This window comes from Nonomuraea sp. NPDC049646, assembly GCF_044465525.1.
Taxonomy (GTDB): Bacteria; Actinomycetota; Actinomycetes; order Streptosporangiales; family Streptosporangiaceae; genus Nonomuraea.
Map to the genome: position 1 here is coordinate 35,982 of NZ_JBITLU010000013.1, position 13,380 is coordinate 49,361.

12 protein-coding genes are annotated in these 13,380 nt (G+C 74.1%); 3 read left to right on the forward strand and 9 right to left on the reverse strand.

Translation table 11 applies throughout. The features are described 5' to 3' along the window. Window positions 1-12 precede the first annotated feature (12 nt). Together ACIBQ8_RS33850 and ACIBQ8_RS33855 are read right to left on the reverse strand one after the other, a co-directional pair. Window positions 13-783 carry a 4'-phosphopantetheinyl transferase superfamily protein gene (locus ACIBQ8_RS33850; protein WP_364338558.1) on the reverse strand — a complete coding sequence of 257 codons (771 nt, stop codon included), beginning with the start codon at window positions 781-783 and terminating at the stop codon, window positions 13-15. Continuing rightward, a complete protein-coding gene (locus ACIBQ8_RS33855; RefSeq protein ID WP_352329776.1) occupies window positions 780-1,115 on the reverse strand; it encodes a hypothetical protein in 336 nt (111 codons plus the stop codon). Before ACIBQ8_RS33855 ends, ACIBQ8_RS33850 begins: the two co-directional genes overlap by 4 nt. Window positions 1,116-1,486: 371 nt before the next feature. On the opposite strand from ACIBQ8_RS33855, the gene ACIBQ8_RS33860 reads away from it, so the two are divergent. Next, window positions 1,487-2,938, forward strand: a complete 1,452-nt coding sequence (locus ACIBQ8_RS33860) for an MFS transporter (RefSeq protein ID WP_397193978.1) — start codon at window positions 1,487-1,489, stop codon at window positions 2,936-2,938. 73 nt (window positions 2,939-3,011) lie between these two features. Here the strand turns inward: ACIBQ8_RS33860 and ACIBQ8_RS33865 are convergent, their stop codons facing one another. Continuing rightward, window positions 3,012-4,598, reverse strand: coding sequence for an acyl-CoA carboxylase subunit beta (locus ACIBQ8_RS33865; RefSeq protein ID WP_397174601.1), 1,587 nt, complete (start codon window positions 4,596-4,598; stop codon window positions 3,012-3,014). A 275-nt stretch (window positions 4,599-4,873) separates the two neighbouring features. On the opposite strand from ACIBQ8_RS33865, the gene ACIBQ8_RS33870 reads away from it, so the two are divergent. Further along, window positions 4,874-5,041: a hypothetical protein gene (locus ACIBQ8_RS33870; protein ID WP_397174602.1), complete on the forward strand. Its 168-nt coding sequence runs from the start codon at window positions 4,874-4,876 to the stop codon at window positions 5,039-5,041. A gap of 145 nt (window positions 5,042-5,186) precedes the next feature. Here the strand turns inward: ACIBQ8_RS33870 and ACIBQ8_RS33875 are convergent, their stop codons facing one another. Together ACIBQ8_RS33875 and ACIBQ8_RS33880 are read right to left on the reverse strand one after the other, a co-directional pair. After that, window positions 5,187-6,173 carry a helix-turn-helix transcriptional regulator gene (locus tag ACIBQ8_RS33875; protein ID WP_357709415.1) on the reverse strand — a complete coding sequence of 329 codons (987 nt, stop codon included), beginning with the start codon at window positions 6,171-6,173 and terminating at the stop codon, window positions 5,187-5,189. Window positions 6,174-6,269: 96 nt separating this feature from the next. Beyond that, window positions 6,270-7,370, reverse strand: a complete 1,101-nt coding sequence (locus ACIBQ8_RS33880) for a hypothetical protein (RefSeq protein ID WP_397174603.1) — start codon at window positions 7,368-7,370, stop codon at window positions 6,270-6,272. 231 nt (window positions 7,371-7,601) lie between these two features. On the opposite strand from ACIBQ8_RS33880, the gene ACIBQ8_RS33885 reads away from it, so the two are divergent. Further along, window positions 7,602-9,104, forward strand: coding sequence for a benzoate-CoA ligase family protein (locus tag ACIBQ8_RS33885; RefSeq protein WP_397174604.1), 1,503 nt, complete (start codon window positions 7,602-7,604; stop codon window positions 9,102-9,104). Between the two features lie 136 nt (window positions 9,105-9,240). On the opposite strand, the gene ACIBQ8_RS33890 is transcribed toward ACIBQ8_RS33885, so the two are convergent. Genes ACIBQ8_RS33890 through ACIBQ8_RS33905 form a run of 4 tightly spaced genes read right to left on the reverse strand, consistent with a single transcriptional unit; the run spans window position 9,241 to window position 13,378 of the window. Continuing rightward, window positions 9,241-10,044 carry a TIGR03084 family metal-binding protein gene (locus ACIBQ8_RS33890; RefSeq protein WP_397193979.1) on the reverse strand — a complete coding sequence of 268 codons (804 nt, stop codon included), beginning with the start codon at window positions 10,042-10,044 and terminating at the stop codon, window positions 9,241-9,243. A gap of 13 nt (window positions 10,045-10,057) precedes the next feature. Continuing rightward, the gene (locus ACIBQ8_RS33895) at window positions 10,058-11,158 is read right to left on the reverse strand and encodes a carboxymuconolactone decarboxylase family protein (protein WP_397193980.1); all 1,101 of its coding nucleotides are present in this window, start codon (window positions 11,156-11,158) and stop codon (window positions 10,058-10,060) included. Between the two features lie 10 nt (window positions 11,159-11,168). Beyond that, a complete protein-coding gene (locus ACIBQ8_RS33900) occupies window positions 11,169-12,821 on the reverse strand; it encodes a GMC family oxidoreductase N-terminal domain-containing protein (RefSeq protein ID WP_397174608.1) in 1,653 nt (550 codons plus the stop codon). Further along, window positions 12,818-13,378: a DUF5987 family protein gene (locus ACIBQ8_RS33905; RefSeq protein ID WP_397174610.1), complete on the reverse strand. Its 561-nt coding sequence runs from the start codon at window positions 13,376-13,378 to the stop codon at window positions 12,818-12,820. Before ACIBQ8_RS33905 ends, ACIBQ8_RS33900 begins: the two co-directional genes overlap by 4 nt. Between the last annotated feature and the right edge of the window lie 2 nt (window positions 13,379-13,380).

Consider the following 13,380-nt stretch of genomic DNA (forward strand, 5'->3'; position numbering starts at 1 on the left):
TCGTCCTCCCCGTCACGCGACGCCGGCCAGCGGCCCCGGCAGGGGGCCCCGTGCGAAGTCTGCCCGCGCGGCGGGCAGGTGGAACTCCACCGCCTCGACCGGACGGCCGGTGATCACCGCTACCGCGGCGACGTAGCCGCGGCCCGGCGACAGGACGCGGAACCGCAGGCTCTCCGGCGGGATGTCCAGCGGCCAGCTCAGCAGGGCCGGGTCGTCGGCCGGCCCGCTGACCGCCACCTCCGTCGGAGGCACCCGCAGGCCGTGCCCGGTGGCCTTGAGCGCCGCCTCCTTGCGCACCCAGACCTTCGCGAACGCCTCGTACCTGTCCTGCTGGGGGAACGCCTCCAGGACGGCCAGCTCGGCCTCGGTGAGCGCGCAGCGGGCCAGGTCGTCCACCGGGTCGGCGGGCACGGCCTCCACGTCCACGCCGAGCGGCCCCTCGGTCGTCACGGCCACCGCGACCCGGTCCTCGGAGTGCGAGACCGACACGTGCAGCGGGAAGCCGGGCGCCCGGACCTGCGGCTTGCCGTGATACCGGGTGCAGTCGGGGCACGACCGGTCCACCACGACGTCCTCGGGGCGCACGCCGAGCTGCACGGCGCTCGCGGTGCGCAGCAGCCACGAGCCGGTCAGGAAGCGCCTGCGGTCGGGCTCGCGGCGGAACCGCGCGGCCCGTTCGAGCTCGGGCTCGCTGAGCACCGACAGCAGGGTCCCCTCCGGATGGTCGCGCGGGCCGGCCCACCAGACCTGGCACTCTCCTGGCGCCACCACAGATGCGATCACTGGTCTTCCTCCCTTGCGGCTGTGCTGCTGTGGGACAGGACGCGGCAGGCCACCAGCTCCCACCGGTCCACCTCGGGGTTGGCGAGCGTCTGCGTCACCTCGGCGCGCACCTGCGCGCTGGTCAGGGGCTCGTCCACGCGCATCCGGATGACGATGTCCCCGCCGGCCTGGGTGAGGTCCTTGTGCCAGTGGCCCGGCAGGAGCGCCATGATGCGGATCCCGTCGATCGGGGAGCCGAGGAACGGCATCCCGCGCACCTGGCGCATCGTCACCTGGATCAGCATGGCTTCCTCGTCGCCGTGCGGCGTGAAGGGGCGAACATGGGGTCTCATCTCCATCTCGTCTGCCGGAGGTCTGTCTCTCGTACCTCCACTGTGGGATCCGGGACGGGCGCGATCCAGGGATGGCGACGTCAGGAAGCTGCAGGCCGCCGCCGCATGCTGTCAACGGCCCCGCCCCTGGTCCTAGGTCCAAGGTCCCGGGTCCCGGTGACCGGACGGCCGATCCCGCCGGACCGCGGCGGACGGCATAGTCGTCCCGGAGACGGCGCGGAACACCCGGGGAGGGGCGATGACCGGACCGGACCGCCCGAGCCCGGGCGCAGCCCACCCCAGCGCGCTCAGGGGGTGTGCCAACAGATGTCCGCCGGTTCCGGTGCAGCCATGACAGGCCACCGGACCCCGTACGGACGAAAGGCACATCCATGTCCAGCACCCGCTCCCCGGCCCGCATCCGGCGGCCGGGGTGGAGCCTCGCGCTGCTCGCGCTGGGGCATCTGATCATCAGTCTCGACTTCACCATCATCTACGTGGCCCTGCCGGACATCGCGTCCGACGTCGGCTTCTCGGCGCACACCCTGCAATGGGTGGTCACCGCGTACGCCGTCCTCTACGGCGGCTTCCTGCTGCTCGGCGGGCGCCTGTCCGACCTGGCCGGACGCCGGCGGATGTTCGTCCTCGGCATGGCGCTGTACGGCGCGGCCTCCGTGCTGGGCGGCCTGGCCACGGAGCCGGCGGTGCTGCTCGCCGCCCGCGCCGTGCAGGGCCTGGCCGGCGCGGTGCTGTTCCCCGCGGTGCTGGCCCTGGTCAACACCGCCTTCGCCGAGGGCAGGGAGCGCAACCGCGCGCTGACGGTCTGGGCGATGGCCGGGGCCGGCGGGCTCACGGCGGGCGCGCTGGCCGGCGGGGTGCTCACCCAGGCCCTGGGCTGGCAGGCCGTGTTCTACGTCAACGTGCCGCTGACCGCCGTGGGCGTCGCCGCGGCCTTCGCCCTGCTGCCCCCCGACGGCCGCGCCACCCGGGGCAGCGTGGACGTGCCAGGCACGCTCACCGGCACCGCCGGCGTCACGCTGCTGATCTTCGCGGTCGCGCACGGCTCGGAGGCGGGCTGGGCGCGGGCCGAGGTGGTCGCGTCGGCCGTGCTCGCGGTGGTGCTGGTGGCGGCGTTCCTGCGCCTCCAGGCGCGGGGGCGGACGCCGCTGATGCCGCTGCGGCTGTTCCGCAACCGCGCAGTCAGCGGCGCGGTCGTGGTCATCCTCCTCTTCGGCCTGACCATGCAGGCCGTGCCGTACTTCCTGACCCTGTACCTCCAGGACGTCCTCGGCTTCGACGCCCTGGAGACCGGCCTGGCCTTCCTCGCCCCGACCCTGTCGATCACGGCCGGCAACTTCCTCAGCGAGCGGCTGGTCCACCGGCTCGGCACCCGCGGCACGCTGATCGCCGGCATCCTCGTCAACGCCGCGGGCGCCGTGCTCCTGGCCCCCGGCCTGCAGGGGGACGGGTCGCTTCTCACCGTCCTGCCCGGGGTCGTGGTCATCGGCCTGGGCATGGGCATCACGTACGAGGCCATGTGGATCGCGGCCGGCACCGGCGTCCCGGCGGACGAGCAGGGCCTGGCCTCCGGCGTGGCCTCCACCGCGCTGCAGGTGGGCACCGCGGCGGGCCTGGCGGGCCTGGTGGCCGTGGCCAACCACGGCATCGAAGGGCTGGGCGGGCAGGCCCTGCGTGACGCCTCCGCCCAGGGGATGCGCGCGGCGGTGCTCGTCCTGGGCGCCGTCATGCTGACGGGCGTCCTGGCCGCGCTCAGGCTCCCCGGACAGCGCGCCGGGACGGCGGCGGTGCCCGCGCCCGTCCCCTGCGCCGACCAAGGGAACTGACGGGAAGCCCTGCGGTCGGCGGGGGGAACTGACGGGAAGCCCTGCGGTCGGCGGGGGGAACTGACGGGAAGCCCTACAAGGGAAGGTTGCCGTGTTTGCGCGGCGCCACGTGCTTGCGCTTGTCGCGCAGCATGGCCAGCCCGCGCGCCACCGCCGACCTCGTCTCCACCGGGTCGATCACCGCGTCGACCAGGCCGCGCTCGGCCGTGTACGCCGGATGGACCAGCTCGCGGGTGTACTGCTCCAGCAGCTCCGCCCGCCGGGCGGCGGGGTCGGCCGCGGCGGCCAGCTCCTTGCGGTGGATGATGTTGACCGCCCCCTCGGCGCCCATCACCGCGATCTCGTTGGTCGGCCAGGCCAGCGACAGGTCGGTGCCGATCGACCGGGAGTCCATCACGATGTACGCCCCGCCGTAGGCCTTCCTGACGATGACCTGGACGCGCGGCACGGTCGCCTCGCAGTAGGCGTACAGCAGCTTGGCGCCGTGCCGGATGACGCCCGCGTGCTCCTGCTCCTTGCCGGGCAGGAAGCCGGGCACGTCCACGAGCGTGACCAGGGGGATGGAGAAGGCGTCGCAGAACCGGACGAACCTGGCCGCCTTCTCCGCGGCCGACACGTCCAGCACGCCGGCCAGCACGGTCGGCTGGTTGCCCACCACGCCGACCACCTGGCCGTCGATCCGGGCCAGCGCGCAGATCACGTTGGGCGCCCAGCTCTGGTGCAGTTCGAGGAAGTCGCCGTCGTCCACCACCTCGGCGACGACCAGCCGCATGTCGTACGGCTTGTTCGGCTCCACCGGCACGATCTCGGCCAGCCGGGGCCGGGCGTCGCCGGCCGCTGCCCGCGCGGGCAGCGCCGGCGGCCGGCTCATGTTGTTGCTCGGCAGCATCGACACCAGGTCGCGGACGGCGGCCAGGCAGCTCTCCTCGTCGTCGTGCACGAACGTGGCCAGCCCGGACCGGCTGGCGTGCACCTGCGCGCCGCCCAGCTCGGCGTGCGTGATGCGCTCGCCGGTCACCGCCTCGACCACGTCCGGGCCGGTCAGGTAGAGCTGGGCGGTGTCGCGCACCATGAACGTGAAGTCGGCCAGCGCCGTCGAGTACGCCGCCCCGCCCGCGCACGGGCCGAGCACGACGGCGATCTGCGGGATCACCCCCGACGCCTGCACGTTGCGCTGGAAGATGCCGCCGTAGCCGTTGAGCGACAGCACGCCCTCCTGGATGCGGGCCCCGCCGCTGTCGTTGAGCCCGATGAACGGCGACCCGCTGGACAGCGCCAGGTCCATCACCTTGTGGATCTTCTGGGCGTGCGCCTCGCCGAGCGAGCCGCCGAAGACGGTGAAGTCCTGCGCGTAGACGAAGACGCGGCGGCCGTCGATGGTTCCGGATCCGGCCACGACCCCGTCGGTGTGCGGCCGCTGGGCCTCCATGCCGAGCCCCTGGGCCCGGTGCCGCCGGAACATCTCGATCTCCAGGAACGAGCCCTCGTCCAGCAGCAGGTCGAGCCGCTCGCGGGCGGTGCGCTTGCCCAGCGCGTGCTGCCGCTCCACGGCCTGCGGGCGGCCGCGCGCGACGTCCGCACGCGCGCCGGCGAGCTCCTCGCGCAGCCGGTCCATGGCCGACGGCGGGGCTTCCTGGAGGACCTCGGGGGAGATGGTCATCGTTTCCTCCTCGGACTCTTCCCGGTACGTCCAGTTAAGGATCGATGGCCGTTTCATGTCACCTCCTGCAGTGCTTGACCGCGCCGGACGTGGCAGGAAGCGGAAACGCCCTGCAGCTTGCTGCCTCGCCGAAGCCTGGTTCGCGCCCCCGCCGCGGCGCAAAGTTGGAAGTGCAAGGAAACAGCGCCACGAACCGCCGAGAAAGAGGCAGTGAAATGACGAACAGCATTGTTGCCAAGAGGATTTCCCAGTGGACTATCGCGATTGTCTCCGGGATGCTCGTCTGGGCCGTCGGCGCCACCGCCGCGCAGGCCGCCGCCGCTGCCGCCGACACGGTGCTGCAGGCGGACGGCAACACCTGGCCCGCCCCGGCCGGCCCGGAGGGCAACACCTGGCCGCTGCCCACCCCGCTGCCCTCCCCCCAGGGCAACACCTGGCCGTAAAAAGCCCCGACACCGGAAAGGAATTGACCGTGAATTTCCCCGAGGAGGTCTGCCTATAGAACACGGGCCGAACACGAGAGAACCCCCGCGACCGGGACGCGGGGGTTCTTCATGTCCTGCGACACGAGACAACAGAGGAAACGCCTCAGATCCAGTTCTCCTCCTTGGCCCGCAGCGCGGCCTGGAAACGGTTGACCGCGCCGAGCCTGGCCATCAGGTCGGCGACGTAACGGCGGTAGGTGCGCACCGAGATGTCCAGCTCGCGGGCGGCGATCTCGTCCTTGTCGGCCGTGGCCATGACCGCCAGCACCCGCTGCTCCATCTTCGACAGCGTCGGCTCCTCGCCGGGCGGGTCGAGGTGGTCGGCCAGCGGCACGGCCGCCTTCCACAGGCCCTCGAAGTAGATGACGAGCTGGGAGATCAGACCCGGCTCGCGGACCAGCAGCGCCCCCGTGGAGTGCGCCTTGGGGTCGATCGGGACGACGGCCACGCTGCGGTCGTACATGAGCATGCGGTCCATCGGCTGGTCGGTGACGCGGATCTCGGCGCCCAGATGCGCCAGCTCGCGCAGGTACGACACCATGCGCTGGTCCTCCAGCGCCTTGGGGTGGAAGATCTCGCGCAACGCCAGGCCGCGCCGCAGCGAGCGCGTGTCGAGCGGCAGCGCCGACTCGATCATCACCTCGTTGAACGGCCCGCCAGGGTGCAGGCAGAGCGTCTCCTTGTAGGAGAAGAAGGCCAGGTCGTCCAGGCGCTGGCGGACCCGCGCGCCGCTCTCCACCCGCTCGATGTCCAGCACCGCGTTGGAGCGGTCGCCCTCCCGCTTGTCCTCCAGGAAGCTGGAGATGGCGTCGCGGGCGCCGAACACCCGGCGGATCTCCGCGTTCAGCTCCTCCAGACGCTGCTCGACCAGGCGCTCGATGGCGACCCTCGGCTCGGTCGCGGTGACCCGGTGGCGGTCGTTCAGGTCGAGCATGGCGAGCCGGTCGAGCGTCTCCACCGCCGACTCCACCGTCTCGGGATCGAGGTCCAGGGCCTCGGGCACCGAGCCGACGCTCTCGCCCCGATGGCGCAGGAAATAGCGGTAGACCGCCTCCGCTTCGGGGGTGACTCCAATGACGGACAGATCCACGCCCCACCTCCCGGGGGTTCGGCGGCCGGAGCTTGCACTTCCATTATCGGAATCCGGACGGCCGGCGCTCCTCGCAGGTTGCGGTGTCCGCAGAGGTCAGGGCACGGGACAGGGCAGCACGGTGGCCCCGGGCGCGGCCCGGTAGCACGCGGCCCCCGGGCACAACACCTTGACGACCTCGCCGCCGGCCCGCACGGCGACCGGCTCGTGCCCGAACCGGCGCGCCGCGATCTCCGGCCAGCCGGACGGACGCAGCCCGCTCACCTCGTCCACCAGCCGCGGATCGGCGTCGACGGCCAGGCGCTCCAGATGGGCGGCGTAGTCGCCCTCCCGCTGCCACACGGCGAACCGGCGCAGGCAGTCGGGCAGCTCCAGCGTGCTCCACGGCTGCGCCCTGGCCGCCATCGCGCGCAGGAACGCCTCGCACACCGCCGACTTCACGGTACGGCCGGCCGCCGCGGCCAGCGTCGCGCCCTCGCCGCCGACGGTCACCAGGGCGACCCGGAGATCGGGCACCGACAACACGAACGCCGACATCCGCAGCCCCAGCCCCGAGGCCGCGGCCGTCACGCCGGGCGGCAGCAGGCGGTCCAGCGAGCCGGAGACCCGCAGCAGCGGCTCGCGCGGCTCGGCCCACCAGCGCGCCACCACGTCGTGGGCGACCACCTCGGCGATCGCCTCCGGCACGCCGCTGTCCACCACGCCGCTCGTGGCCGGCTCGACCAGGCATTCGTGCCCGCCCGTCCACACCACCTCGACGGGCAGCCGGTAGCGCCGCCCGCTGAGCAGGCCGGTGCCGGGCACGTGCCGCCGCAGGCTCGCGGGCGGGTCGGCGACGAAGTCCGACAGGCGCAGCTCCGTCCCCGTCCACGCGGCCTGGGGGCCGTCGCCGGGCAGGCGGCGCAGGCGGCGCAGGGCGGCGAGCCGGGCCAGGGCCCGCGCCCGGCTCTGGGCCTCGTAGCCGGCGAACCCGGCGACGATGACGGCGAGCTCGTCCTGCGGGGATTCGGCGCAGGCCAGATGGACGGCGCCGCCGAGGCAGTCGGCCGTCGGCGCGGCCGTCTCGGTCGCCGTCTCACCGGTCATGTCACCGGTCATGTCACGGGTCATGTCACCGGTCATGTCACGGGTGATGTCACCGGGCGCCTCACCGGTCGTCTCCGTCACCGGCCACGAGCCCGCGGGCGTGGATGCCATCGCTTCTCCTCCGCAGCGCGACGGCCGTCGCGGCCGCCGCAACCCCAGTACACGCGCGGCCCGACGGGCCCGTCAACGCTGCGGCGGCCATCCCGCAATCCGGGAGAAACCCGTCAGCAAGCTGCCACGACCGCCAGCTTGCTGACGCCTCAGAACCCCCTGCGGACGGCCCGCCCCCGGCACCGTGGAAGGCGGAACCATCCCGCGAGCAGAGCAGCGAGAAGGCATGTCATGGACTCTTTCAACATCGCCGCACGATTCCTCGACCGCCCCGACGGCGCCAGGACCGCGCTCGTCACCCGCCAGGGCCGCGTCGACTACGCGACGCTGCGCGCCCTGGCCGACCGCGCCGGCAACGCGCTGCGCGAGCTCGGCGTACGCCGCGGCGACCGGGTGCTCATCGCCGCCGACGACAGCGTGGAGTCGGTCGCCACCTGGTACGGCGCCCAGAAGATCGGCGCGGTCACCGCCGAGGTCTACACGTTCCTGCGGCCCAAGGACTACCGCTACTTCGCCGGCTACGCCCGTCCGCGCCTGGTGGTGGCGGGGCCGTCGGCTCTGGAGAGCCTGCGCGCGGCGGGGCTGACCGGCCTGCTCGTCACCGGCGTGCCGCGCCATCAGTTGCGCCCCGGCGAGCACCACTTCGACACCCTGGTCGCCGCGCAGGAGGCGCGGCTGGACCCGGTGCCGGTCGCCGCGGGGGACGTGGCGCTGTGGAAGTTCACCACCGGCAGCACCGGCGCGCCGCGCGCCTGCGTGCTGCCCGCCAGGAGCCCGCACGTCAGCTTCGACTCCTACGCCCGCGGCGTGCTGGACCTGCGCCCGGACGACGTGGTGCTGCCCGTGCCCAAACTGTTCTTCGGCTACGCCCGCGACCTGACCGCCCTGTTCCCCTTCGGCGTCGGCGCGGCCGGCGTGATCTTCCCCGAGCGCAGCCGGGTCGAGACGATCTTCGAGCTGATCGCCGAGCACCGGCCCACGGTCCTGGTGAACGTGCCCACGATGATGAGCGCCATGCTCGCCCACCCCGACGCCGGCCGGCAGGACCTGAGCTGCCTGCGGCTGTGCACGTCGGCGGGCGAGGCGCTGCCGCCCGAGCTGCACCGCCGCTGGAGCGACACCTTCGGCGTGGAGGTGGTGGACGGGCTCGGCTCCTCCGAGGCGTACCACATCTTCCTGTCCAACCGCCCGGGACGGGTCCGGCCCGGCACGCTCGGCCAGGTCGTCCCCGGCTACCGCGCCCGCGTCGTGGACCCCGAGGGGCGGGAGGTCCCCGACGGCGAGACCGGACGGCTGGAGGTCACCGGCGACGCCGTCGCGCTGGAGTACTGGCAGGATCCGGAGCGGACCGCGAGCACGTTCGTGGGCGGGCGGACCGTGCGCTCGGGCGACCTGGTGACCAGGGACGCCGACGGCTACTTCCGCTACCGGGGACGGGCCGACGACCTGCTGAAGGTGGGCGGGTCCTGGGTGGCCCCGGCCGAGATCGAGAACTGCCTGCGCGAGCATCCGGCCGTCGTCGAGTGCGCGGTGGTCGGGTACCGGCTGCGCGGGCTGACCCGGCCGCACGCGTACGTGGTGGCCTCGGCGGCGGTCGAGGCGGCCGAGCTGAAGGCGTTCGTCCGGGCCCGGCTGGCGGCCCAGAAGTTCCCCCGGCGGATCACGTTCGTCGAGCGCCTGCCGCAGACGGCCTCGGGCAAGGTGGACCGCCGCGCGCTGGAGGCCGGGGTGTGAGAAGCGGGCGCGCCCGGGACTGGGGGAGTTCCGGACGGGCGCGCCCGCGGTTCGGGAGGGCTTCTCAGGACGCCGCCTTTCAGACGCCGCTTCTCAGAAGCCCCTTCTGAGAGGCCGCTTCTCAGAGGCCGCTTCTCTAGACGCCGGCGCGGGCGAACTGGCCGGGACGACGGCCGGCGCCCGCCGGCCCGCGGTAGGCCTGCGCGATGTCCAGCCAGCGGTCGGCCTCGGCGCCGGTCGCCGTGACCGCCACGTCGGCGCGGTGCCGGCGCCTGGTCACCAGCAGGCAGAAGTCCTCGGCCGGGCCGCTGACCCGCTGGGCGGCGTCCTCGGGGCCGTAGGCCCACACCTCCCCGGAGGGGCCGGTGATCTCGAAGCGGAACTCCTCGGCCGGCGGGGTCAGCCCGCGCGACAGGTAGCCGAAGTCCCGGGTGAGCACCGCGAAGACGACCAGGTGCCGCAGCCGGTCGGTGCGCTCCAGCCGCACGCCGAGGGCGTCGGCGACGTCCTGCCCGTGGGCGAAGGTCTCCATGATGCCCGCGCACGCCAGCACGATCGGCGGCAGCGGGTTGACCAGCCACGGCACGACCTCGCCCGCGGGCACGGCGGCCAGACCGGCGTGCACCTCCGACCGTCCGGCCCGCCACTTGGCCAGCAGCGTGTCCGGCGAGTCGTTCTCGAACGCCTTGAGCGCGGCGTTCACCGCGCCGTCGAAGTTCTTCTCGGCGCCGGCCGTCATGGCCGCGAACGCCTTCGCGTCGGTGGCCGCGGCGGTGGCCAGGCGGAAGATGAAGGCCAGGTGGGCGATCTGGTCGGCGATCGTCCAGCCCGGCGCGGGGGTGGGCAGCTTCCACTGCTGGGCGTCCAGGCCCGACACCAGCGCGTCGAGCTGGTCGCCGTCGGCCGCCAGGTCGTCGAGCACTACCTCTAGCTCGGTCACGTCCTCGTTCCTTTCAGTCGGCTGTCGATGCGGTCGGAAGCGGGGTGGCGGGCGGCGCGGCGGGTGGCAGGCACCAGGCGCCGGTCCGGCGGGCGGCGGTCATGGCCGCCCAGGCGGCCGCCTCGACGAGCGCGGCGTCCGTGAGCGCGGCGTCGGTGAGCGCGGCGTCGGCGAGCGCGGCCGAGCCCGGCGTCGCGGCCCGGAACTCGCCGACCGTCCGCGCGTCCACCTGGTGGGAGGCCAGCGCGGTCAGCAGCGCCAGCCGGGCGGCCGGACGCTGCGCGGGCGGCAGCGCGGCGGCGGCCTGCACCGCCCAGCCGCCGCCGGGACCCGGCGGGACGCCGTCCCAGCCGGACACCCGCTCGGCGACCAGCTCGCGGACCTGGACGGGCAGCCGCCGCGCGCCGCCCTCCTCGATCGCCGCCGCGGCCCTGGCGAACGCCGCGCCGAGCCGCGGGACGCCGCCCGCCCAGGCCAGGTCGTCCGGCAGCGGCGCGCCGGGCAGCAGGCCGAGCGAGCCGCCGGGGGCCGCGGGCCGCCGCGCGGCGGGCCGCATGAGCGCGCCGAACACGCGCAGCGCGGGCCCGCGCGCCGCGCCCGGCAGCTCCGGCGGCAGCGGCGAGTCGCCGAGGAACACGTTGACCATGCGGTTGAGGTACTGGAAGGTCACCGCGACCGCCACGAGCTCCACGGCCGCCGCCCCCGTCACCGGCGGGGGGCCGGCCCCGGGTGCGGCGCTCGCCCTGGCCCAGGCGGCCAGCGGCCGCAGCGCGGGATCGGCGGGGGTCAGCGCGCGCAGGGTCGCGCCGTGCACGTCCACGCAGTACGGGCAGGCGTTGCCGGCCGAGACCTCCCTGGCCACCAGCTCCCCGGCCACCCGTCCGGCTGCCCCGTCGGCCAGCAGCGACTCGCGCAGGACCAGCCAGCACGCGGCCAGGGCGCGCGGCGCGGGGGAGTGCAGGGCCACCGGCGGCGCCAGCATGCCGAAGTCCCGCTCGACCTGCTCGTACACCCGGGCCACCAGGCCGCGGGCGGCGCCCGGCCGCACCGGGCGGACGTGCCGCACCTGGGCGAGCGCGCCGGGCGCCGTCATCCGGCTGAGCAGCCGTCCCATCGCCGGCGCCCTAACCGCGCAGCGCGGCGGCGGCCAGCGACGCGGTGGCCCGGCGGCCGGCGGTGGAGCCGTCCGGGGCGGGCGCGCCGTAGGAGACCTCCACGCCCCGCTCCCGCGCGGCCCTGACGATCCCCGGCACGGCCCGCTCGGCCAGCGCGGAGATGGTCATCGCCGGGTTGACGGTCAGCGCGCCCGGCACGGCCGAGCCGTCCGTGACGAAGATCCCCGGATGCCCGCGCAGCTCGTGCCCGTCGTCCAGCGCCGAGGTGTACGGGTCGTCGCCGATCCGGCACGAGGCCAGCGGATGCACGGTGTACGCCCCGACCAGGTCGTTCGTCCACGGCGTCACCGTGGCCAGCCCGTCGCGCTCCAGGATCTCCTTGCACTCGGCGTCGGCCATCGCCCAGGCGGCCGAGGTGTTCGCGGTCGGCTTGTACGACAGCCGGCCGACACCCAGCATCTGCTGGGACACCCGGTCGGCGTTGCCCCGCACGGGCGGCGGCCCGAAGACGCCCTCGTTGTCGTCCTCGATCATCTGGAAGATGATCAGCCAGGACCGCCAGCGTTCCAGCATCTCCTTCTTGCGCAGCCCGAACCACGCCGGGTCGGGGCCGCCGGCCAGCGCGAGGATGGTGCCGAGGCCGGGCGGGAAGTAGAGCTGCTCCAGCGAGTAGCGGGTGTACTCGGGCAGCGAGCCGTCCAGCCGGTCCCAGTTGGCCACCGTCGGGCCCTTGCCGATCTGGTTGGCCGCGTACGCCAGGCCGTCGCCGCGCTCCAGGCCCAGCACCTCGCGCACGCGCTCCTCGTTCAGCACGGCGGTGTTGAGCCGCTCGCCGTTGCCGGAGAAGTAGCGGCCCACGGCGTGCGGCATCGCGCCGAGCGCGGCCTCGCTGCGCTGCAGGATGACCGGCGTGGCGGCGGCGCCGGCGGCCAGGACCACCACCTTGGCCTCGATCGTGCCCTCGCCCTCGGTCAGGCGGTAGTCCTCGCCGTGGACGATCTTGTAGTGCACCCGGTAGGAGCCGTCGGGCGTGCGCTCGATGCTCTGCACCTCGTGCAGCGGCCTGATCCTGGCGCCGTGGGCGAGCGCCGCCGGCAGGTAGTTGACCAGCAGCGACTGCTTGGCGTCGAACCGGCAGCCGGCCATCATCCAGTTGCAGTTGACGCAGGCCCCGGTGTCCACGGCCGCGGGGACGGGGTTGGCGGTGCGGCCCGCGTGCCGGCAGGCCGCCGCCCACAGGCCGCCGGAGTAGGAGACGTCCTCCCAGCCCTGCTGGGTGATGGAGATCGACTCGGCGACCCGGTCGTACCAGGGGTCGAGGGTGTCGCGGCTGATCGCGGCCGGCCACATGCGCCGGTTGATGCTGCCGCGGCGCTCGAAGACGAAGCGCGGCGCGCGCGGCATGGCCGCGAAGTAGACCACGCTGCCGCCGCCCACGCAGTTGCCGCCCAGCACGCTCATGCCGTCGCCGACGGTGAAGTCGAAGATGCGGGTGTAGGACGAGCCCAGCTTGAAGTCGTGCTCGTAGTCGGCCGACTCCAGCCACGGGCCGCGCTCCAGCATCACCACGTCGGCGCCGCCGGCGGCCAGGTGGTAGGCGGGGATCGCGCCGCCGAAGCCGCTGCCGATCACCAGCACGTCGGTGCGTTCGACGCCGTTCATGCGGGGCTCCCTGAAGCTGTCGTGTCCGGGTGGAGGTCGGCGAGGGGACGGCCGTAGGAGTAGGCGGGGAAGCGCCACAGCCCGTCCGCGTCCGGCGGGGCGATGCCCATGGCGGTCAGGCCGGGGTGCCCGGCCCTGATGGCGTCGGCGGTGTGCAGGTGGGCGGCGGAGTCGTAGGCCATGTAGCAGAACAGCACCAGCAGCACCCACAGCGCCTTCTCCGGGTGGCCGGGCGCGGTCAGCGTGCGCACCAGCGCGCCGCGCTCCTCGAACGGCAGGGCCACGAACGCCGGCACGCCCTCCGCCAGCACGATGCCGTGCTGGTCGGCGTGGGCGCGGGCGTGCTCGTTCAGCGAGCGGGCGTAGTCGTCCAGGCCCTCGGTGACGCCGGTGGCGTCCCATTCCAGCAGCTCGACGGCGCCGGCCGCGACCGCGCCGCCCGTCTGGCTCATGCCGGCCACCGCCCGGTCGTCCGGACCGCGCTTGGGGCCGGGCACGATGGTGTCCGCGAGCGCCTCCAGCGTCTCCACCCTCGTCTCGTAGAGCAGTGGACCCATGG

What these genes read in the sequence shown, in the direction of transcription:
- ACIBQ8_RS33885 (WP_397174604.1), top strand. Translation starts at nt 7,602, where the DNA reads ATGGACTCTTTCAACATCGCCGCACGATTCCTCGACCGCCCCGACGGC.
- ACIBQ8_RS33880 (WP_397174603.1), bottom strand. Translation starts at nt 7,370, where the DNA reads ATGGCATCCACGCCCGCGGGCTCGTGGCCGGTGACGGAGACGACCGGT.
- ACIBQ8_RS33855 (WP_352329776.1), bottom strand. Translation starts at nt 1,115, where the DNA reads ATGAGACCCCATGTTCGCCCCTTCACGCCGCACGGCGACGAGGAAGCC.
- ACIBQ8_RS33865 (WP_397174601.1), bottom strand. Translation starts at nt 4,598, where the DNA reads ATGACCATCTCCCCCGAGGTCCTCCAGGAAGCCCCGCCGTCGGCCATG.
- ACIBQ8_RS33870 (WP_397174602.1), top strand. Translation starts at nt 4,874, where the DNA reads ATGCTCGTCTGGGCCGTCGGCGCCACCGCCGCGCAGGCCGCCGCCGCT.
- ACIBQ8_RS33900 (WP_397174608.1), bottom strand. Translation starts at nt 12,821, where the DNA reads ATGAACGGCGTCGAACGCACCGACGTGCTGGTGATCGGCAGCGGCTTC.
- ACIBQ8_RS33895 (WP_397193980.1), bottom strand. Translation starts at nt 11,158, where the DNA reads ATGGGACGGCTGCTCAGCCGGATGACGGCGCCCGGCGCGCTCGCCCAG.
- ACIBQ8_RS33860 (WP_397193978.1), top strand. Translation starts at nt 1,487, where the DNA reads ATGTCCAGCACCCGCTCCCCGGCCCGCATCCGGCGGCCGGGGTGGAGC.
- ACIBQ8_RS33905 (WP_397174610.1), bottom strand. Translation starts at nt 13,378, where the DNA reads ATGGGTCCACTGCTCTACGAGACGAGGGTGGAGACGCTGGAGGCGCTC.